At 46.7% G+C, this 21,015-nt stretch carries 17 protein-coding genes; 14 read left to right on the forward strand and 3 right to left on the reverse strand.

All coding sequences use genetic code 11. The features are described from left to right. The first annotated feature begins 22 nt into the window (after positions 1-22). The 10 genes from ACUYLD_RS15760 (at position 23) to crcB (ACUYLD_RS15805) (ending at position 13,418) form a co-directional block, all read left to right on the forward strand. Positions 23-493, forward strand: coding sequence for a hypothetical protein (locus ACUYLD_RS15760; protein ID WP_250260596.1), 471 nt, complete (start codon positions 23-25; stop codon positions 491-493). 689 nt (positions 494-1,182) lie between these two features. Next, positions 1,183-2,427 (forward strand): histidine--tRNA ligase, encoded by a 1,245-nt coding sequence (gene hisS, locus ACUYLD_RS15765; protein WP_023989920.1) that lies wholly within the window; start codon positions 1,183-1,185, stop codon positions 2,425-2,427. A gap of 86 nt (positions 2,428-2,513) precedes the next feature. Next, on the forward strand, positions 2,514-4,292 hold the full coding sequence (gene aspS / locus ACUYLD_RS15770; protein WP_061829369.1) for an aspartate--tRNA ligase: 1,779 nt from the start codon (positions 2,514-2,516) through the stop codon (positions 4,290-4,292). Positions 4,293-4,444: 152 nt separating this feature from the next. Then, positions 4,445-5,194, forward strand: coding sequence for a tRNA threonylcarbamoyladenosine dehydratase (locus tag ACUYLD_RS15775; RefSeq protein WP_446675464.1), 750 nt, complete (start codon positions 4,445-4,447; stop codon positions 5,192-5,194). Positions 5,195-5,370: 176 nt separating this feature from the next. Beyond that, on the forward strand, positions 5,371-6,669 hold the full coding sequence (locus ACUYLD_RS15780; RefSeq protein WP_061829368.1) for an NCS2 family permease: 1,299 nt from the start codon (positions 5,371-5,373) through the stop codon (positions 6,667-6,669). A gap of 97 nt (positions 6,670-6,766) precedes the next feature. Then, the gene (locus ACUYLD_RS15785; RefSeq protein ID WP_446675465.1) at positions 6,767-8,584 is read left to right on the forward strand and encodes an ABC transporter ATP-binding protein; all 1,818 of its coding nucleotides are present in this window, start codon (positions 6,767-6,769) and stop codon (positions 8,582-8,584) included. Positions 8,585-8,766: 182 nt separating this feature from the next. Further along, on the forward strand, positions 8,767-10,908 hold the full coding sequence (locus ACUYLD_RS15790) for a HelD family protein (RefSeq protein ID WP_446675466.1): 2,142 nt from the start codon (positions 8,767-8,769) through the stop codon (positions 10,906-10,908). A gap of 359 nt (positions 10,909-11,267) precedes the next feature. Further along, positions 11,268-12,578 carry a replication-associated recombination protein A gene (locus tag ACUYLD_RS15795; protein ID WP_023989915.1) on the forward strand — a complete coding sequence of 437 codons (1,311 nt, stop codon included), beginning with the start codon at positions 11,268-11,270 and terminating at the stop codon, positions 12,576-12,578. Positions 12,579-12,663: 85 nt separating this feature from the next. After that, positions 12,664-13,065 carry a fluoride efflux transporter CrcB gene (gene crcB, locus ACUYLD_RS15800; RefSeq protein WP_446675467.1) on the forward strand — a complete coding sequence of 134 codons (402 nt, stop codon included), beginning with the start codon at positions 12,664-12,666 and terminating at the stop codon, positions 13,063-13,065. Further along, positions 13,062-13,418 carry a fluoride efflux transporter CrcB gene (crcB, locus tag ACUYLD_RS15805; RefSeq protein WP_446675468.1) on the forward strand — a complete coding sequence of 119 codons (357 nt, stop codon included), beginning with the start codon at positions 13,062-13,064 and terminating at the stop codon, positions 13,416-13,418. The genes crcB (ACUYLD_RS15800) and crcB (ACUYLD_RS15805) overlap by 4 nt, the downstream gene beginning before the upstream one ends. Before the next feature lie 114 nt (positions 13,419-13,532). On the opposite strand, the gene ACUYLD_RS15810 is transcribed toward crcB (ACUYLD_RS15805), so the two are convergent. Together ACUYLD_RS15810 and mnmA are read right to left on the reverse strand one after the other, a co-directional pair. Further along, the gene (locus tag ACUYLD_RS15810; protein ID WP_235308657.1) at positions 13,533-14,363 is read right to left on the reverse strand and encodes a PPK2 family polyphosphate kinase; all 831 of its coding nucleotides are present in this window, start codon (positions 14,361-14,363) and stop codon (positions 13,533-13,535) included. 405 nt (positions 14,364-14,768) lie between these two features. Beyond that, positions 14,769-15,890 (reverse strand): tRNA 2-thiouridine(34) synthase MnmA, encoded by a 1,122-nt coding sequence (gene mnmA / locus ACUYLD_RS15815; protein WP_165178721.1) that lies wholly within the window; start codon positions 15,888-15,890, stop codon positions 14,769-14,771. Positions 15,891-16,194: 304 nt separating this feature from the next. On the opposite strand from mnmA, the gene cymR reads away from it, so the two are divergent. From cymR to ACUYLD_RS15835, 4 genes are all read left to right on the forward strand, one after another. Next, complete coding sequence (cymR, locus tag ACUYLD_RS15820; protein WP_013311532.1) at positions 16,195-16,614, forward strand: cysteine metabolism transcriptional regulator CymR; 420 nt, start codon at positions 16,195-16,197, stop codon at positions 16,612-16,614. A gap of 11 nt (positions 16,615-16,625) precedes the next feature. Then, entirely contained in the window at positions 16,626-17,777 is a 1,152-nt protein-coding gene (locus ACUYLD_RS15825; RefSeq protein WP_446675469.1) for a cysteine desulfurase family protein, read from the forward strand. 136 nt (positions 17,778-17,913) lie between these two features. Beyond that, positions 17,914-18,435 (forward strand): PRC-barrel domain-containing protein, encoded by a 522-nt coding sequence (locus tag ACUYLD_RS15830; protein ID WP_013311530.1) that lies wholly within the window; start codon positions 17,914-17,916, stop codon positions 18,433-18,435. 10 nt (positions 18,436-18,445) lie between these two features. Then, complete coding sequence (locus ACUYLD_RS15835) at positions 18,446-18,658, forward strand: hypothetical protein (protein WP_013311529.1); 213 nt, start codon at positions 18,446-18,448, stop codon at positions 18,656-18,658. Between the two features lie 165 nt (positions 18,659-18,823). On the opposite strand, the gene ACUYLD_RS15840 is transcribed toward ACUYLD_RS15835, so the two are convergent. Continuing rightward, the gene (locus ACUYLD_RS15840) at positions 18,824-20,797 is read right to left on the reverse strand and encodes a methyl-accepting chemotaxis protein (RefSeq protein ID WP_250260668.1); all 1,974 of its coding nucleotides are present in this window, start codon (positions 20,795-20,797) and stop codon (positions 18,824-18,826) included. Between the last annotated feature and the right edge of the window lie 218 nt (positions 20,798-21,015).

A 21,015-nucleotide genomic window follows, 5' to 3' on the forward strand; every position in this document is an offset into this window, starting at 1 on the left:
TCCCAAACGAGGAGGATTTGATATGGCAAAACAGATTCAGGCTTATTTTCGCACAGAAGATGAAGCTGAGGGTGCCAGAGCCTCGCTTCAAGCTTATAGAACTGAACATTTGGAAGTAGGTGCTTTGGATGATGCGCTCGGTCGGGAGACGAGAGTTTTAATTCCGCTGGTCCCCTATAACAATACAGGTTCTGTGAGCACAGGAGGCTCTGCAGGTGCGGCAATCCCTGCGGCGGGTGCTTATGGCGAAAATATTCTACCAGATGCGAAGGATGGCCAGATTAACTCTGGCTCAGCCCAAAGGGATCTGAATGAAGATCGGGGTGGAACAACGAATCATGACGGAGGGTTGCTCCGTGCGACAGATGTGTATATTAACGGTGATCAAGATGAATTACGGTATGTATTATCAGCAAAGGTGAATGATGCCGATTATGATGAGGTCATTTATAAGCTACGTTCCAATCGTGGATATGTATCGCAGTTGGATTAAAGCTGAGAGCGCGACACAAGAGATTGTCGATACTTGAGAAATTCAGCTGCAAAAGAGTGACTGTAATACAATTGTAATATTCGAAACATCATTCCTTAATATTCGTTGTTTATAATAACAGCATGACCCCCTTTTGATATATCTTTTTGAACCTGCGGACCGTTTCCGCAGGTTTTTTCTTTTTATAAGCCTTATTTGTCCGATTATAGGGAGAATGTCTTGACTTTGTCGAAGCGGTTCATTAAAATCATAAAATAATGAAAAATGATTTGATGACGGGACCAAGTACTCCGAACCCACAAGCGCAGAGAGGAATTTCCAGGCTGTAAAAATTCCCTTGATGAGCGGATGAATGACCTCCCCGAGAACAGGCGGCGAACAATTGAGGAAACCCTACTGAAAGTACATTGCAACTGTGCCGACAGTGGATGGTCCTGCATAATAGCCGTACTGCGCGTTACGGGCGTTATACGTATGAGCGGAGTCAGTATAATGCTGACGGGCAATGAGTGATTCTTATGCTGGTTGTCTGGGTAAACTCCGGAATGTGGGTGGTACCACGGGTGATTTGTAAACGACAATCCCTCGTCCCTGTTAATGTTAACAGGACGAGGGATTTTTTGTTTTATTTGAAAGTGGAGCAATAAGAAAGTGCACAATACGAAATACAACGATGGGGGGATACGTTAATGGCCTTTCAAAAACCGACGGGAACACAGGATTTGCTGCCGGGCAGTGTAGAAAAATGGCAAGTTGTCGAGGAAAAAGCCCGTGAGATTAGCCGCCGCTTTAATTACCGAGAGATTCGTACGCCCATGTTCGAACAGACGAATTTGTTCGTTCGAGGTGTGGGTGAAACGACGGATGTGGTGGAAAAAGAAATGTATACTTTTGAGGATAAAGGGAAGCGCAGCATGACTTTGCGTCCAGAAGGAACAGCAGGGGTTGTCCGCTCCTATGTGGAGAACAAACTATACGGGGAGCCGGATGTAACTAAGCTGTATTATATCGGCCCGATGTTCCGGTATGAGCGTCCACAGGCTGGGCGTCAGCGCCAGTTTCACCAATTTGGAATTGAAGCATTTGGTGCGGTCGATCCGGCGTTGGATGCAGAAGTTATTGCTTTTGGGTATCAATTCTGCCGTGAACTGGGCTTGAAAGGAGTACAGGTGGAGATTAACTCCGTCGGTAATGCAGCCAGCCGGGCAGCTTATCGTCAGCATCTGGTAGACTTCTTGATGCCAATTAAGGATACGTTGACCAAGGAGAGCCAAGCACGCATTGAGCGTAATCCGCTACGAGTGCTGGATAGCAAAGATGACCAGGACAAATTTGGCGGAGCACCTTCGATTTTGGATAGTTTGGATGAAGAATCCCGCACGCATTTTGAGAAAGTGAAGCAAAATTTGGATGCCATGGGCGTGGAATATACAGTTAACCCGCGTTTGGTACGGGGGCTGGATTATTATACGTTGACAGCGTTCGAATTCAAAGCCGAAGGAATTGGTGCCATAGACACGATCGGTGGAGGCGGCCGCTACAACGGATTGGTTGGAGATCTGGGCGGACCGGATCAGCCGGGCATTGGTTTTGGCATTGGACTGGAGCGAATTCAACTGATCCTGGAGCATCAAGGTGTCAAACTGAACGAAGCCAAGCCTTTAGATATCTATATGGTAGCGTTGGGAGAAGCAGCAGAAACAGAAGTAACTAAACAACTATTCAAGTTGCGTCAAGCCGGATTTTCCGCAGAACGAGATTATCTGGGGCGTAAAATGAAGGCACAGATGAAATCAGCCGATCGCTTTAAAGCAAGGTATACTGCGATTCTGGGTGAGGATGAGCTGGTTCAGGGTGAAATTGCACTAAAAAACATGGAAACCGGCGAGCAGCGTACCGTTAAGCTGGATCAGCTGGTGGAAGAATTAGGATAAATAAAATAATGTAACATCAGTCAGGGGAAGTTTCCCTCTGGCTGTCATATAGCATTAACTACTAAACATAAACAGGAGTGTGTATTATGAAAAGGAGTCATCAATGCGGCGCATTGACTCATGCGCATATCGGAGAAACAGTTACATTGAACGGTTGGGTACAAACTCGTCGTGATTTGGGGGGCGTACTTTTTATAGACCTACGTGACCGTAGCGGAATTGTACAAATCGTGTTTAATCCGGCGTATTCAGGTGACGCACTGCAAATTGCGGATCGTGTCCGTAGTGAATACGTCCTTGAGGTTACCGGTACTATTGTTAAGCGTGATGCAGAAACGATTAACCCGAACCTGCCTACAGGTGAAATTGAGGTACGCGTCACTGAAATCGAAGTATTGAATGCGTCTAAAACACCTCCGTTCTTCATTGAAAATGGTGTAGAAGTGGACGAGTCTCTGCGTTTAAAATACCGTTATTTGGACCTGCGTCGTCCGGAAATGTACCAGACCTTGAAACTGCGCTCTAAAGCAGCAAAAATATTCCGTGACTTCCTGGACGGAGAAGAGTTCGTCGAGGTGGAAACACCAATTTTGACGAAAAGCTCCCCAGAGGGCGCACGTGATTATCTGGTACCTAGCCGGGTGCATGAAGGCGAATTTTTTGCCTTGCCGCAATCGCCACAACTGTACAAGCAATTGCTGATGGTGGGTGGCCTGGAGCGCTACTACCAAATTGCACGTTGTTTCCGTGATGAAGACTTGCGTGCTGACCGCCAGCCTGAATTTACGCAGGTCGATATTGAGACCTCCTTTATGCAACAGGATGACTTGCTGCCTATGATGGAGCGTCTTATGGTGAAATTGTTCAAAGAAACCGTTGGGGTAGAACTGGAAACACCGTTCCAACGGATTACACATGCAGAGGCAATGGACAAGTATGGTTCTGACAAGCCTGACCTGCGTTTTGGTCTTGAGCTGATAAATGTTAATGATATCGTGGCAACCAGTGGTGTGAAAGTATTTGCTTCCGTAATTGAAAAGGGTGGCGAAGTTAAAGTCCTTAATGCCAAAGGATGTGGCACGTGGAGCCGTAAGGACATTGATGACCTGGGTCCTTTTGCAGCGCGTTATGGAGCAAAGGGCTTGGCTTGGATTCAAGTGAAAGAAGGCGAATTCAAGGGGCCTATCGTTAAATTCTTCACACCGGAAGAAATCGAAGCATTGAAGGAGCGCACAGGAGCCGAAGAAGGCGATCTGTTACTATTCTCTGCGGATAATAAAAAGGTAGTTGCTGATGTATTGGGCGCACTTCGTCTGAAAATTGGCCGTCATTTGGGACTGATCGACGATAACAAATTCAAATTTGCCTGGGTTGTAGACTTCCCGCTTCTCGGCTATGACGAAGAACAAAAACGTTATGTAGCGGAGCACCATCCGTTCACTCGTCCGAAGGAAGAAGACCTGGCCCTCTTGGACACAGATCCTGGTCAAGTTCGTGCTCAGGCCTATGATATCGTGCTGAACGGCTACGAAGTGGGTGGTGGCTCGATGCGGATTTTCAAACGTGAAGTTCAGGAAAAAATGTTCAAAGCGCTCAATCTGCCGCCTGAAGAAGTGAAGGATAAATTCGGTTACCTGCTGGATGCATTTGAATATGGTACGCCTCCACATGGTGGTATTGCCTTCGGTTTTGACCGTCTTGTCATGCTGCTTGCAGGTCGTACAAACCTGCGTGAAACTATTGCATTCCCGAAAACAGCCAGCGCGACAGACCTGCTTATGGATGCACCAGCCGAAGTGGATCAAGCTCAATTGGATCAGCTTCATATTCGTCTTGCTCCGAAGCCTGTTGCGCCTAAAGCTTAAGACGAACATTTGGCTTAGCAAGTGCCATCCATTGGCATGAGATAGCTTATAGAATGCCATGAACCCGTTACCCTCATATGGATAATGGGTTCGTGGTTTGTATGCTGGAGTTCAGGCATAGAGTTTAAATCAGTGAGGGAGGATATACCATATTGTTGCATCAATTTTCACGAACGGAACTAGCCATTGGAACTGAAGGTCTAGAGGTTATGAAAAATAGCACGGTGGCCGTGCTGGGTATTGGCGGTGTCGGTTCGATTGCAGTGGAAGCACTGGCGCGCACGGGTGTTGGACGCATCATTTTGATTGATAAAGATGTTGTAGATATCACCAATATTAATCGCCAGATTCATGCGTTGACAACGACGGTAGGTCAAAAAAAGGCTGATCTGATGGTAGAGCGTGTGAAGCTGATTAATCCTGAATGTGAAGCGATTGCACTGAACATGTTTTATACAGAAGAAACATATGAGGAACTGTTCAAGTACGAATTGGATTATGTACTGGATGCTTCGGATACGATTATATACAAAATTCATTTGATTAAGGAATGCCTGAAACGGGGGATTCCGATGATCTCCAGTATGGGCGCTGCGAATAAAATGGATCCAAGTCGTTTTCAAGTAGCAGATATTTCCCAGACGAGAATGGACCCGATTGCCCGTGTCATCCGCACCAAGTTGCGCAAGGAAGGCATTACCAAAGGCGTCAAAGTTGTGTTCTCCGATGAGGAACCCATGAAGCCACGTGAAGAAATTACAAAAAAAATTGTACCTCCAAACGCACCTGAAATCCGGAAGGCGAAGCAGCCACCTGCAAGCAATGCATTTGTACCTCCGGTAGCAGGACTGATCATGGTTAGTGTAGCCGTGAAGGATTTGTTAGAACACGCTGGTGTGTAAGTTGCAGAAAAATAGCATGGCAGTGCATTGGTAGATTTACAGCAGTATGTATTCACTTTAAGACCTGTAGTTCTGTGCATCACATCCTTTGTGTCACAGTTGCTACAGCTCTTTTTTGTTTTGAAAAAGCGCAGCTTACTGCAAAAAGATTGAACAACTTGCTGGAGGGTTTTGGTATGAAGGATGGACTATGGTCCAGAAGTCTCGGTTTCAAGCCCGAGCATCATTGGAAAAAGGAATTAGCCGCTGGGGCCATTTCTTATTTTTCCGTTGTATACATTGTTATGGTTAATGCAACTATTTTGGCAGATGCCGGGATTCCCCTCCAAGGGGCAATGCTCGGGACGCTGCTGACATCGATGATCGGCTGCCTGCTTATGGCTTTTGGTGGGAAATCTCCAATGGTCGTTGTACCCGGGATGGGAATTAATGCTTTTTTCACATATACGCTCGTACATTCTATGAAGCTGAGCTGGCAGGAAGCGCTGATGGTGGTTGCCGTCACAGGGATTTTATTCGCCATTGTGGCTTTTACATCATTGTACAAGCTGATTAGCCAAGCGATTCCCCATAATTTGCAGCACGGAATTACGGTGGGCATTGGGTTGTTTTTAACCTTTATCGGATTGCAAAAAAGCGGCATCGTGATTGCTCATCAGACGACTTTTGTGGCTATTGGCCATTTTAATGATCCCAAGGTAATTACGGCTTGTGTAACGTTGCTGCTCGCTATTGTATTGTTTGTGCGTAACGTTCAGGGAGGTTTACTAATTAGCATTTTGGCGGGAACTGGCCTTGCTTATATACTAGGAGCTGTAGAGCCTACAAGCACGGTACGAACCTCTGAAACGGTGCGACAGTATGGGCAATTGTTTGGAGAGCTTTCCTTTTCAGGCATTGTCTCGGTAGCTTTCTGGATTGCTGTCTTTTTGCTCCTACTCATTGTGCTATTCGAGAATATTGGTATGATTACTGCACAAACCAACATGATTGGAAGACCGGATTTATTTAAAAACAGCTTGCGTGTGTTGGCTGTAACCAATATCTTTGCCGGTATTTTGGGTAGCAGTCCGGCGGTAGCCGCTGCGGAATCGACGGCTGGCATTGCAGCGGGGGGACGCTCGGGAATGACACCGCTGGTAACTGCTATTTTATTCGGAGCGACGTTTTTCTTTATTCCTCTGTTGGCTTATATTCCTGACAGTGCCATTGCGCCCGTGTTGATCATCATTGGGGGTCTAATGGTGCAAAATGTGCGAGAGATGGATTTCAGTGATTTTACTGAAGCGTTTCCTGCATTTCTGATCATGGTGATGATGCCCTTTACTTACAGTATTGTGGACGGGATGGCATTTGGATTTATTGCATACCCCGTAGCCAAGCTGGCAGCAGGACGGGGCAAGGAAGTGCCTGTTGCATTATATATCATTTCTGTACTGTTTGTGGCTAACTTTGTGCTTCATTCTCTGGTGTAGTAAACTCGAAGATAGATTGTACTGTTCATACCCGCGCAGAGCGCGGGTGTTGTTGTTTGAACAAGAATGGTCAGACAGGAAGCGAGGTTGATGGCATATGGAAAAAGAACATCATACACACCAAGATGAGCAGGAGGACCAGATGAAGGAAAAACCGGGTAAAAGACCGGATAAGGCTGGCATGGGGCGGTTTATCAAATTGATTGCGAGTGCGCATCCGCCCAAGGCAATTCTGATCATCGCCCTGATTCTGACGCTGATTCAGACCATTGCTGGTTTAATCGTACCCATGATGACCAAAGGGTTGATTGATGGCTTGACCTTTTCTTCACTAAACCGTATGGTCATTGTTGGTCTGCTTGGCGCTTTTGTGCTTCAAGCGGTGGCTTCGGCGGTTTCTATCTATATGTTGAACTATGCCGGGCATAAGATTGTGGCTAATTTGCGCAAACGTTTATGGCATAAAATCTTATCTCTACCTATCCCTTACTTTGATCGGAATCGGTCAGGAGATACGATGAGTCGCGTCACCAATGATACAAGCCTGATTATGAACTTAATTACGGAGTATCTAGTCAATCTGATTTCTAATGTGATCGCAATTATTGGTGGTATTGCATTGTTATTTTATCTGGATTGGGTGATGACGCTCATTATTATGGCCATTGTTCCGCTAACAGCCCTGATTTTATTTCCGGTAGGCAGAAAAATGTACCGCATCTCCAAAAAACAGCAGGATGAGATGGCAGATCTGACCTCAGTGTTGAGTCAGGTTATCGGCGAAATCAGACTGGTGAAGGCCTACGGAACCGAAAGCAGAGAGGCCCAGGCAGGTGAGGATCGTATTTACCGGATGTTCCGCTTCGGTTTGCAAGAGTCCCGTATCCTGGCCCTTGTAGGTCCCATTTCTACCTTCTTGCTGACTGCAGTACTGGTCATTATATTGGGTGTTGGTGGTGTTCGTGTCGCATCGGGTGTGCTGACCGCTGGGGATTTGGTGGCTTTTATTTTGCTGCTGTTTCAGGTGATCACACCGATGGCACAATTCACGACCCTGTATTCACGTCTGCAAAAGGTGGTTGGGGCTACTGAACGGATTCAGATGATTTTAGATCATGAAGAGGAACCGCTCGAGTTGAAACAGGAAGCGGCAAAAGAGAGCAGAGATATTATACTTCGTGATGTTGCCTTTTCTTATACCGAAGGGGAAGAGGTCCTTCATAATGCGAACTTGGTCATTCCGGCTAACCGGACGACAGCATTCGTGGGGCCGAGCGGAAGTGGGAAGTCCACCTTGTTTTCATTGTTGGAACGCTTTTATGTGCCAGATACAGGTGAAATTCGTTATGGAGACGAACCGATATCGTCATATACACTTTCCTCCTGGCGCTCCAAAATTGGTTATGTATCGCAGGAAAGCTCAATGATGACTGGAACGGTCAGAGATAACATTACATATGGCTTGGGGCGCGAAGCTGACTTGGAAGAAGTGAGACGAGCAGCCACGATGGCGTATGCGGATACATTTATTATGGATCTACCTCAAGGCTACAATACTGAGGTGGGAGAACGAGGAATGAAGCTGTCCGGAGGGCAGCGTCAACGGATCGCTATTGCGCGTGCGCTTCTTCGTAGCCCTGATATTCTCATGCTGGATGAGGCTACATCTAGTTTGGACAGCTCATCTGAGCATGAGGTACAGAAGGCCCTAGCGAACTTGATGGAAGGACGCACGACAATTGTCATTGCTCATCGTTTGTCTACAGTAGTTCACTCCGACCAAATTATCGTGTTGGACAAGGGGAAGGTGACCGGTGCAGGAACTCATACTGAGTTATTAGAGTCCCATCAGGTGTACCGTGAGCTGGCTCAAAAGCAGTTTGTGGAGATGGGGGAGAGGAGTATGGAGCATTAGAGGCCGCTTCGCGTGTGCCGCAAAGCTTCATACTTTTGTGAAAGAGTAGGGGAATAGGCGTATTAGGAAATAAGGTTGGATTTTTATGGTTAAATGTGTTACGCTTACTTTCCTTTTTTTGTGTCGGAGCAAGTGAATGCGATGCAGAAATCGAGACTTGATATTCTTAGGAGGTAACTGAAATGGAGAATGAGTTTCAAAGTGCCTATCAAGAAGAACAGCACAGGCTGTCGCTTGCTATGGAGGAAATTGATCGGAGATTGGAACGGCTTCGCAATACGCCGGTGTACACCGGGCATGATTTTACGGAGCAAGTGCTAGAATCGGCACGGGAGGAAAAACGTCAGGCTTTGGCCAAAAGCTCGCAGGAGCCTTATTTTGGTCGTATGGATTTTGACGAACGTGGCAGAGGGCAGCGGAAGCCACTTTATATCGGTAAAATTGGAGTGGAGCGTGAAGAAACGTCAACGTATCCGCTGGTGATTGATTGGCGCGCACCGATTGCCAGCTTGTTTTATTCATTTACAGGTGGTGAAGAAACTGCGTCCTATGAGGCTCCCGAGGGAACCATTGAGGGCTTGGTCTATCTGAAGCGCAACGTTGTCATTCGGAAAAGAATCCTGGAACGGGTAGCCGATACGTATAATCGTGAAAGCGACGAGCCGGCCGTTTCCGATGAGTTTCTCGTTTATCGTTTGGGAGAAAACAAGGATAACCGTTTACGGGATATCGTATCTACCATTCAGGCGGAGCAGGATCAGATCATCCGCGCGGCTAAAAATACAGCCCTCGTTATTCAGGGGGTGGCGGGTAGTGGCAAGACGACGGTAGCGCTGCATCGGCTCGCATTTTTGCTGTATCAATACAAGGATCAGGTATCGGCCGACAAAATGGTAATTTTCGCACCAAACCATATGTTCCTTGACTATATTTCAGATGTACTTCCAGAGCTGGGGGTCGGGAATATTCAGCAAAGTACATTTGCAGACTGGGCGCTGGATTTGTTGGGTTTGGATTTACCTTTGGCTGATCCTGCCGAAACATTATCTTATTGGTTTGAGAGTGGCAGTCTGAGAAAGGAATCCATGGATGAGGCGCCGGGAAGATTCAAGGGTTCGGTTCATTTTATGGAGCTGCTTCAAGCTTTTGTTGAACGACTGGAGCCCATTTCCGTGCCAGAGGATGATTTTTCACCATGGGATGGGGCGGTGCTACCGCGAGCTGAGATTTTGAATTGGTTCAATGAGGAATATAAGCCTTATCCGCTCGCGAAGCGGAAGGAGCGTGTGCTGGCAAGAGTGCACCGCTGGATTGAAATGGAGCTGAAAAAGTCGCCTTCGGCGGCAGCGCTCAAGGAACGCAAAAAAAGGGCAGGGGCACGTGAAAAGGCATATGCTAAAAAATGGCCACAATATGACGCACTGACGCTCTACAAGCAGCTTTTTCAGGCAGCTAAAGGGTTACCCGCAGATACGGCTGCGGAGATGAAGGCTTCTCTGCCGCCTGCTATTTTTAAGACCACACAGTCGGATCTGCGAAAACAGATTATCCGTGAAGAAGATCTGACTGCGTTAGTGTATCTTCACGTGCTGATTCATGAGGTAGAATCATCCCAACGTTTTGACCATGTGGTCATTGATGAAGCACAGGATTTTTCACCTTTTCATATCGCATTGCTGGATTTGTTCGTGAAAGGACATTCCTTTACGATACTGGGCGATTTATCGCAGGGCATTCATGAATACCGTGGCGTGCATGCGTGGGAGGAAATGAGTTCTCTTTTTGCGCCGGAACATACAGGGTATTTTGCACTTACGCGGAGCTACAGATCAACCTTGGAAATTATAGAATTTGCAAATACGATTTTGGAGCAGGGAGTTCGCGGCGGTATTACGGCAGTTCCGGTATTTCGTAGTGGCGATCCGGTGCGCACGATGTCTTACGACTCATCCGTGCGTGAGCAGAGTTTGCTTACCGCTCTAAAAGAGCTGTCCTCCAAGGAGTATCGTACCGTTTCTGTGCTGACCCGCACCTTAAAAGAGGCCGTGGAGCTACATGAGGTTTTCACAAGCGCGGGGTTGGATGTGAATTTGATTGACGGTGGTAAAAAGCAATATGAAGGCGGTTTGTCGGTACTGCCTGTGTACCTATCCAAAGGTCTGGAGTTCGATGCAGTTATTGTGGCGGATGCCGACCATGAGCATTATGGAGAACGGGCATGGGATGCAAAACTGCTGTATGTAGGATGTACCCGTGCGCTGCATGAGCTGTGGCTATTGCATGATGGCTCACTTCCTAGTTACGTACAGGCACAGATGGAGTAAGCAGAAAAAGCGTTGTAAAGCATCGCCTGAGTTGTTGTATTCCTTTTTGTTACTGTTTATCTTAGTGATGGAAATTATGAAGTTATGCCAGTCGAAGAACAGCCACGAAATTCATCTTTCGTCTAAGGCTGTTCTTTCTTTTTTGTAGGCGACTGACTTGTAGATCTACAGCCGTGCCGTGACCATGCTATCTGCAACTTGTTAACGGATATGGTAGAATAAGAGGCGGTTTATACCGTATCAGAATCAAAGGTGACTTGAATTTTCATGATTTTCAACCGTATGAGCGAACATAATATAGTATGTTTTCAAAGAAAAAGAGAAAGTGTTCGTTCATAAAACATAAGGAAGTGAATGAAATGGACTTATTTTCATATTCCCAAGAGTCAACGCCAAGCAATCGGTTGCTTGCGGATCGCTTGCGTCCGACTTCGCTGGATGAATATATTGGACAGGAGCATGTTGTGGGTCCAGGTAAGCTGCTGCGAAGAGCTATAGAGGCAGATCAGGTCTCTTCTATTTTGTTGTACGGACCGCCGGGGTGCGGCAAAACAACACTGGCACATATCATCTCGCAACACACGCAAGGCGATTTTGTACGTCTGAATGCTGTAGAAGCATCTGTGAAAGACGTAAGAGAAGTCATTGACCGTGCACAGACGAATAAATCGATGTATGGCAAAAAAACCATTTTGTTTCTCGACGAGGTACATCGTTTTAACAGTTCACGTCAGGATGCACTGCTGCCTGCGGTGGAAAAGGGCACGATCGTGTTTATTGGCGCCACCACTGAAAATCCCTTTCACTACGTCAACGGCGCTTTAATGAGCCGTTCTACGTTGTTCCAGCTTGAAGCGCTAACGCAGGAGCATTCGCTGGCTGCTATGCGCCGTGCCTTGAGCGATGCGGACAAAGGGCTCGGCTACATGCAGCTTCAGGTAGATGAAGCTGCACTGGCTCACATCGCGTCCATGGCGAACGGTGATATCCGCCGCGCTTTGAACGCGCTGGAACTGGCGGCGCTCACGACGCCTCCGCTGGCAGACGGCACGATTCACGTGACACTGGAAGTCGCAGAGGAATCCATCCGTCGCCCGATTGTCAAAGCAGATGAATCCACGCAGTATGACGTGCTGTCGGCCTTTCACAAAAGCATTCGCGGCTCCAGCGACGCCGCGCTGTTCTGGTTTCTGTACGCCGTAGAAAAGCTCGGCATGGACCCGATGACCTTTATCCGCCGCCTCATCGCGGCGAGCAGTGAGGACATTGGCCTGGCGAACCCGCAGGCAATGGTGCAAGCGGTGAGTGCGCTTGAAGCCTATCGCAATAACGGCTGGCCCGAGGCCAAACTGAACATTGCACAGGCCATTTTGTTTGCTGTGGAAAGCCCCAAATCGAATGCCGTATATACGGCAATTTCACGGGCCATGTCGGCTATGGACGATATCAAATCGGCTGAGGTGCCACTCCATTTGCGTGACGCACACTACAAAGGCTCGGAAAAGCTCGGTCATGTTGGCTATCAATATCCACATAATTATCCGAATCATTATGTGAAGCAGCAATATTTGCCCGATTCGATAGCAGACCAAACCTTCTATCAGGCTACTGAGCAGGGGAATGAGTCCAAAATCAGGCAAAACCAGCGCTGGCGGGATTCACAGTCTTAATATATGTGCGACTTCATATACAGAGTGTGTACGAAATCGTCACGTTACACCATGATCGTGCAAGAGCGAAGAAGGGGATAAGAAGATGAAAGACGTGCTATTCGTTGCCGCGGGCGGAGCGCTTGGAACCTCTACCCGTTATGGCCTGCAGTCGCTGTTGCCTGCAGCGGGTGCGGATTTTCCACTTGGTGTGCTGCTAATTAATTGGATCGGCTGCCTGTTTCTTGGTTGGTTCTTTACGATAACCTTGCGATCGTGGCGTATCAAGCCGCGATTGCGACTTGCCATCGGAACAGGCTTTACAGGGGGCTTTACCACCTTTTCCACTTTTGCAGTAGATGCTGTACGCCTCACGGTTCATGATCGTATGCTGACGGCTGTGTTGTACCTGCTGCTTAGCGTAGGCGGAGGGCTGTTTTTGACATGGACAGGTATCCGCCTAGGTACAAAAATGACGCAGGCTGCTCCCAAGGAGGAACGCTTATGATCTGGTGGGCGGCGGCAGGCGGGATTATGGGTACACTGGCGAGATACGGGCTTGGCATATGGGCCGGAAAGAGGTTCGGTACTGTATTCCCGTGGGGGACGTGGATCATTAACGTCAGCGGTTCATTGCTGCTAGGCTGGCTCTATGGTCAGTTTACGCAAAACCATTTGTCTCCTGCACTCTGGATGCTGCTAGGAACAGGTTTTTGTGGCGGCTACACCACCTTTTCCACATTCGGCTATGAATCTCTTCAACTGATGGAGCGTAAAGAGTACCGACGCATGGCTATGTATGTACTGTCCTCCGTCGTGGTAGGAGTTGTAGCTGCGGCTATCGGGTACAGAGTAAGTTAAACTCTATACATTTTCGAAATAACACGTAAAAATGCAATAAAAAGCTTCCAATCTCGACTCAAGGCATTCTCAGCCGTGATACGGTTTTGGAAGCTTAGTGCTGTACCTATACAGCTAATTTTTATCTCGTTCTTTATACAATTCAGGTAAAAGGGATTCAAGTTCAGGTCTTGGTTCAGGATCAGACAACTTCATTTCCTCCAGCGTTTGGACGGCAATCCGTAGCACAGTATAATCCCTATACCAACGGTTGTCTGAAGGAACGACATACCAAGGAGCTTGTTTGGTTGCACTTAGCTCTAATACATCCTCATAATACTGGGTATATTGCTTCCAAAATTTTCGTTCCTGCAAATCACTTGGATCGAGCTTCCAGTTTTTGTGAGGCTTTTCAATTCGATCGATCAGCTTTTCTAACTGAAATTGCTTTGAAATATGTAAAAAGATTTTAACCACCTTTACACCATTATCCAGCAACAACTGTTCAAAATGTTTGATATGCTTAATATTCCGTTTGGCCTGCTTATCGGATATCTGTCCGTGAACACGTGTAATCAGCACATCCTCATAATAAGAACGGTTAAATGCTGCAATATATCCACGTCCTGGGGTAACGCTATGAGCACGCCACAAGAAATCATGACTTAATTCCTCAGCCGTAGGTGATTTAAAACTGTGGACAGTCACCCCCGCAGGGTTAAGGTTGGAAAATACCTGTTTGATGACGCCATCTTTGCCGCTGCAATCCATACCCTGAAATACAAACAAAACGGATTGTTTTTTCTCTGTAAATAATTTGCTCTGTAATTCCATGAAGCGTTCCTTCAATTGATCTGTTTCCTGTCGGATTTCTTCTTTATTTTTGATATTCTTCGTATCCTTAGGGTCCCATTCTTTCAAAGAAACTTTTTTACCCGGTGTCAGCATTCCTAATGAATCAGACATAAAGGCACGCTCCTTTTCAATTGAAGTATGATCTTGTCTACATCATATACCCAAATGAGGATGTTATCAAAAGTTCCTTATGTATTAATGGTCTTTCAAGTTAATTCGAAAAGGATTACAGAGGGAATAAGTTAGAAGTCCATTGTAGCGCTCTTATTTAAATATCACGATTCCTATTTAAAATGGGAAGTATATAATTGATTAAAAGAGACGTTTATACACCACACCATGGAAAATTTTTTGCAAGGAATGTTTGCTCAGCATGACAGACATCATAAAGAGCAGATTATGAACTCTTTTTCCAATCATTAAATAAAAACATCTTTCATAAAAAAGTCGCCCCTTCCAAATCTGGAGAGACGACTTTTTTAATTCCTGCTATATCAATGCAAAATGGTCATTCATTTAAACTGTTTCAGGCTGAAGTTTTTCAACCTTATCGATGGTTCCGCCACCCAGACAGCGTTCCCCATCATAAAATACAACAGCTTGTCCAGGCGTAATGGCCTTTTGATGTACATCGAATATGACATGCACGGTTCCATCGGCAAGCCATTGTAAAGTTACTTGCTGATCAGGTTGGCGATAACGGAACTTGGCTGTGCAACGGAATTCGCCGGACGGACGAGTATCTGCGCCTTCAATCCAGTTCACATCTGTTGCAATCAGGCTGGTAGAATACAGGCTGTGGTGACGATCACCTTGTACCACATATAGAATATTCTTCTCCAGATCCTTATCCGCTACAAACCACGGTTCACCTGAACCTGAGCCGCCAATGCCCAAGCCTTGTCGTTGACCCAGTGTATAGTACATCAGACCATCGTGGCGTCCTTTGACTTCACCAGTAGCGATATCCACCATGTCTCCACCTTTTGCAGGCAGATATCCACTCAGAAACTCCTTGAAATTACGCTCGCCGATAAAGCATACGCCTGTGCTGTCTTTCTTCTTGGCCGTATACAGTCCCGCAGCTTCCGCAATTTTACGTACTTCTGGTTTCGGCAGATGACCGATGGGAAACATCGCTCGGGATAACTGTGTTTGGCTTAATGCATTTAGGAAATAAGTCTGATCCTTGTTGCTATCCACACCTCGCAGCAAAGTAAAGTGGCCGTCTTCTTCCACAACCCGTGCATAATGTCCAGTAGCAACATAATCTGCTCCCAAATCCAGCGCTTTATTTAGAAACTCGCCGAATTTAATTTCACGGTTACACATGACATCCGGGTTGGGTGTGCGTCCAGCTTTATATTCATCAAGAAAATAGGAGAATACTTTATCGAAGTATTCTTTCTCAAAATTGACGGTATAGTAAGGAATGTCGATCTGTTCACAGACACGGCGCACATCCTCCGCATCCTCCTCAGCCGTACAACGGCCAAATTCATCCGTGTCATCCCAGTTTTTCATGAAGATGCCGATTACGTCATAGCCCTGCTCCTTCAGCAGCAGCGCGGTAACGGATGAGTCGACGCCACCGGACATCCCGACGACGACACGGGTTTCATGATTGGCTTTAGCCATGGTCATCACCCAATTCTTTCAATATTGTTGTAGAACCCACCTATTGTAACATAAACGATAATAAGATACGATGTTTGGACGATCCAACGACACGGCGAACGATGGAAGAAAGCTATATAAAATGGGCTAAAGCTGTTCCAAATCGCCCGAAAGCAACTTTTTTTAAGATTGTTACCGTAATGTTTCCCTTTACCTGCCCTAATATGTTAACATAAGCTGAGGGTTAGGATCGGAATAGAGAGGTTTACAACACCAGTTATTCCGCGTGTTTAACGGAATTGTTACTATAAGTGAGGTGGCACAATTGAAAATATCAACGAAGGGCCGTTATGGTCTGACCATTATGATGGAACTTGCAGCCAGGTTTGGCGAAGGCCCAACTTCTTTGAAAAGTATTGCCGAAAAAAATCAGCTGTCAGAGCATTATCTGGAACAACTCATCGCGCCTTTGCGTAATGCAGGTTTGGTAAAAAGTATCCGTGGTGCTTACGGCGGTTATATTTTGGCGAATGAACCGGCAGGAGTAACAGCGGGAGACATCATTCGTGTACTGGAAGGTCCGATTTCTCCAGTAGATTTCACGGAAGAAGACGATCCGGCAAAACGTCAGCTGTGGCTGCGAATTCGTGACAGCATCGCTGAAGTGTTAGATTCAACTACACTTAAGGACTTGATCACATACCAAGAACATGATGAATTGGACAATTACATGTTCTATATTTGAGGTGGATTAACATGAACAGAATTTATCTGGATCATGCCGCATCGACTCCTATGCATCCTGAGGTTGCGCAGACTATGATGGACATCATGACCGGCCAATTTGGCAACGCTTCGAGCGTTCATGCCTTTGGTCGCGATGCCAAGCGCACCGTCAGCGCTGCTCGGGATGCCGTTGCGGCCTCTTTGGGCTGCAAGCCTGAAGAAATTATATTTACGAGCGGAGGGACAGAAAGCGATAATCTGGCCCTGTTTGGGACGGCTACGGCAGACGGCCGTACTTCCGGGCATATGATTACAACCGCAGTTGAACATCACGCAGTGCTTCATGCTTGTGATGAGCTGGAAAAAGCGGGGTATGAGGTGACTTATGTCCCGGTCAACGGTTTTGGACGCGTGAACCCTGCGGATATCGAGGCTGCCATTCGACCGGACACTTTTTTGATCAGCATGATGTATGCCAACAATGAGGTGGGCGTCATTCAGCCGATCTCAGAAGTAGGGCAGATTGCGAGAGAACATGGCGTTGTATTCCATGTAGACGCGGTTCAGGCTTTCGGTCATATATCCATCGACTGCCGGAATCTCCCGATTGACTTACTGAGTGTGTCGGGTCATAAGATTAACGGACCTCAAGGGGTGGGGGCATTATATATCCGTCAGGGTACACGCATTCAGCCGCTAATGCATGGGGGACTTCAGGAGAAGAAACGCCGTGCCGGAACAGAAAACATCGCTGGTATTGCGGGTCTGGCTAAAGCCGCAACTCTTGCTAATGCTTCCATAGAGGAGCGTGGGGCGCACGATACGGTTCTTCGTCAGACATTGCTTAAAGGGTTGGAAGACACTCTGGGTAACCAAAATTTTGTGATTAACGGTGACCCTGAACATTCTTTACCTAATGTCCTCAATGTTAGCTTTCCGGCCATTGGTACAGAGACCATGTTGATGAACCTTGACATGGAAGGAATCGCAGCAGCAAGCGGATCAGCCTGTACTTCTGGATCTCTAGAGCTATCGCATGTATTGCAGGCGATGGATCTTCCTGAAGATGTTTTACATTCAGCGATTCGGTTTAGCTTCGGATTGGGTAATACTACGGAAGAAATGGAATACACGGCCAAGAAAATTGAAACCATATGGAAGCGGCTACGTACTAGGTACTAGGGATTTCTCCGCATTTTAATAAGAAGGGAGGGGCGGTTTTCCATTTCATTGCATGAACGGAAGCAAGGTCTGACAGGCATGTAGGAAAATGACCGCACCTTCGTTCGGATTGCAGAATGAGGAGGTACCCTATAATATGAAGCTTCAAGATATGATCGGACTTGCCGTTTTCGATGTGGAGGACGGGAAGCAGATTGGCAAAATACATGACTTTATGGTGACAGCTGATTGGCGAATCACAGGGATCGAGTTGGAAGGAAAAGGGCTTTTTTCTTCTCACGTGAAAATGGTTGCTTGGGATGACATCGTTGCTTACGGTGAGGATGCGATCATGATTCGCAATCAGCAGGCTGTCCGTAAAACGGAGGCCCATGATATACAACATACGTACTTGCTTGGACCCGGTAAACTGAAGGATCTATCCGTGCTAACAGAGGAAGGGCTTATGCTCGGGCACATCTCGGATGTTTATTTTGACCAGGAAATGGGCAATAACATAATAGGCTTGGAAATCAGCGATGGTTTTGTATCGGATATTATAGAAGGGCGGAAATGGCTGCCCTGCACCGAAGATATGTCCATCGGGGAAAATGCCGTTATGGTTCCCCCGTTAAGCGAGCAGCGTCTGGAAAAAGCCATATATTCTGTTAATGGATAGGGTGAGTTTATTGAGATGTCCGAATTGTAATTCCAAAGATATCGGCAAAATCGGCTCCCATCAATTTTATTGCTGGGGATGCTTTATCGAACTTCAGGTGAATGGTGAAAAAATGTCTGTCTACCAAGTGGAAGAGGATGGAACGCTCAGTTCGCTGGACGACCTATTCTTTGGAGACGAGATGGCACAACAGGACTTGCCGCAAATTCATGCTTCTTCCTAAGCTTGACACCGAAAGTGGACAGGCTGCTTACTAAGAGGTGTGATCTACATACGGCTTAGTAGGTTGGATAATGCTTGATAAAAAACAACGAAGAGGGTGCCTCGAACGGCCATATGGCCGTTTGGGGCACCCTCTTTTATACCATATTTATGAAGATGGTTAGTTTTACAATTTAAAGCGTTTGACCTCTTCCAATAGAAGATCAGCGTGAGAATCGAGTTTGGCAGAAAGGTCGGCAATATTGTTCATGGCATGACCTTGTTCTTGTACAGAAGAAGCCACTTCCTCGGTAGATGCTGCACTTTGTTCAGAAACAGCGACAACGCTGGAAATGACATCGGAAATATGTCCAGCATTCACACGGAGATGATCTGCGGCGGCGGTAACGTCCTCAATTTGGGCAAGCATATGCTGAGAAGCCCCACGAATGGATTCAAACGCCTGTCTCGTCGCAATGGCAGCATGCTCCTGTTCTACTGTTACAGCAAGTGCTTTCTTCATTTCCTCTGCGCTTTGTACTCCTGCAATTTTAATTTCTTCCAGCTTCCTCATAATACTGTCACTGGAACTGCCCGCTTGCTCAGCCAGCTTTCTCACTTCTCCCGCGACGACAGCAAAACCTCGTCCGTGTTCCCCGGCCCGTGCTGCTTCGATAGATGCATTGAGGGCCAGCAGGTTTGTTTGTGCGGCGATATCGTGGATGGCCCCGGCTAGCCGCTCAATATCCTGAGTTTTCAGCGCGAGCGAATCTACGGCTTCTCCTGCCGCAGTCGTCGTTTGTCTGGACTCGGCGGCCAGTTTCGCTTGACGTTCTGCTGTTTCATACCCTGCAAGCACGGCAGAATCTGTTTCGAACACGGCAGTTTGGGTGCGTTTGACACTTTCGCCGATCTGGTCGATGGAGCCTGTCATGTGAGTCAGCTTCTCAGAGCCGGAATATACAGCCTCAGCTTGATCGCTCGCTCCTTGGGCAAGCTCCTGAACTGCACTGGAGATTTGTGACGCGATGGTTCCAGTATCTTTGGCGTGTTGATGCATATCATGGGAAGCTGAGCTGACATCACCAGCAGTATCTGATACCTTGCGCAAAAGGTGAGAGAGATTATCAGACATGATATTAAAATCTGTTCCCAGGCTGGCAATTTCATCTTTACCCTTAACATCTACGCGAGCGGTCATATCACCATCAGCTATACGTTTGACATTCGCTTGGAGTCTGCGAATCGGCTTAATAAAGTTGTTTGCCGCCCAGATTGCCAGCAGCATAGCGACGACCAAGATGATAGCAACCGTAATAATCAACGTATTACGAGTGGAGTAATACTCCTGAAAAGCAATTTCTTTGGAAATAGACAACCCTACAATCCAGCCTGTGCTAGGCATCTTTTTAAAATAAAGCTGACGGTCACTTCCATTGTAGCTATAGTCTGTTCTTCCCGAAGCTGCGCTCAGCAGGTCCGCGGTTGATGAACCCAACTCGGGGGTATCCTTGAGGTTTTTGCCAGCCAGCTTGTTGTCTGGGTGCGCGATCACGGCTCCATTTTGGTCAATCAGAAATGCGTAGCCCAATCCGTTCAGGTTTATGCTTTGAATCATTTTTGTCATATCGTTGAGCATAATGTCTTCGCTGACTACCCCGGTGATAGAATCGTTGGAATCCTTGAGAGGCTTAGCAATGGAAATGGTAAAGTCCTTGCTGCCTGCATCAATGTATGGGGACGAGTAATACATTTCTCCCTTGGTTTTGGCATCCTTGTACCACGGTCGAGCGCGAGGATCATAACCTGCTTCAAACCAGCCAGATCCATCCCAGTAGGATCCATCTTCAAAGCCTGCGTAAATATTGGAAATATTTTGATCTTTATAGTTTTGAAAGGCTGCTTTCAGAGATACGGCTTTGGCAGCTGATGAAATATCGCTGGATTCCAGGCCTGCAGCCAGTGTTTCAATAATTTTGGCGTTGCCACCTATCCATCCGTCGAGCTGATTGACGGTTTCGGAGGCTTTGCTGTTCATAAGCTCTTGGATATCATGGTTGGCCTGATTTTTAACGCTTGTCATGCTAATGATCGACAATGGCCCAGCTGCAACGATAACAATACAAGTAAAAAGGAGAATAAGCTTGATTTTTAAGTTCATGTAACGACCCCCGATGTTTCAGAAATGTGAAAGCTTAAAGTAGTGCTTTGTACTTATATCGTCAGATGGAATGACTTTGTTAATTGTTTTCATCCGTTTTCATTCTTTCTTCATAATCATTATAGAAAGTTTTTCCAAGTTAAGGCCTCCAGAGTCAGGTGAAGGATTAAAGCAGAGGTACAGGCATATACTTAAAGGAGGCTAGTCCGGTAAGGAGG

The organism is Paenibacillus sp. SER-28, from assembly GCF_052906305.1.

What these genes read in the sequence shown, in the direction of transcription:
- ACUYLD_RS15795 (WP_023989915.1), top strand. Translation starts at nt 11,268, where the DNA reads ATGGACTTATTTTCATATTCCCAAGAGTCAACGCCAAGCAATCGGTTG.
- ACUYLD_RS15825 (WP_446675469.1), top strand. Translation starts at nt 16,626, where the DNA reads ATGAACAGAATTTATCTGGATCATGCCGCATCGACTCCTATGCATCCT.
- crcB (WP_446675467.1), top strand. Translation starts at nt 12,664, where the DNA reads ATGAAAGACGTGCTATTCGTTGCCGCGGGCGGAGCGCTTGGAACCTCT.
- ACUYLD_RS15780 (WP_061829368.1), top strand. Translation starts at nt 5,371, where the DNA reads ATGAAGGATGGACTATGGTCCAGAAGTCTCGGTTTCAAGCCCGAGCAT.
- ACUYLD_RS15830 (WP_013311530.1), top strand. Translation starts at nt 17,914, where the DNA reads ATGAAGCTTCAAGATATGATCGGACTTGCCGTTTTCGATGTGGAGGAC.
- ACUYLD_RS15785 (WP_446675465.1), top strand. Translation starts at nt 6,767, where the DNA reads ATGGAAAAAGAACATCATACACACCAAGATGAGCAGGAGGACCAGATG.
- mnmA (WP_165178721.1), bottom strand. Translation starts at nt 15,890, where the DNA reads ATGGCTAAAGCCAATCATGAAACCCGTGTCGTCGTCGGGATGTCCGGT.
- ACUYLD_RS15760 (WP_250260596.1), top strand. Translation starts at nt 23, where the DNA reads ATGGCAAAACAGATTCAGGCTTATTTTCGCACAGAAGATGAAGCTGAG.
- ACUYLD_RS15790 (WP_446675466.1), top strand. Translation starts at nt 8,767, where the DNA reads ATGGAGAATGAGTTTCAAAGTGCCTATCAAGAAGAACAGCACAGGCTG.
- crcB (WP_446675468.1), top strand. Translation starts at nt 13,062, where the DNA reads ATGATCTGGTGGGCGGCGGCAGGCGGGATTATGGGTACACTGGCGAGA.
- aspS (WP_061829369.1), top strand. Translation starts at nt 2,514, where the DNA reads ATGAAAAGGAGTCATCAATGCGGCGCATTGACTCATGCGCATATCGGA.
- hisS (WP_023989920.1), top strand. Translation starts at nt 1,183, where the DNA reads ATGGCCTTTCAAAAACCGACGGGAACACAGGATTTGCTGCCGGGCAGT.
- ACUYLD_RS15840 (WP_250260668.1), bottom strand. Translation starts at nt 20,797, where the DNA reads ATGAACTTAAAAATCAAGCTTATTCTCCTTTTTACTTGTATTGTTATC.
- ACUYLD_RS15810 (WP_235308657.1), bottom strand. Translation starts at nt 14,363, where the DNA reads ATGTCTGATTCATTAGGAATGCTGACACCGGGTAAAAAAGTTTCTTTG.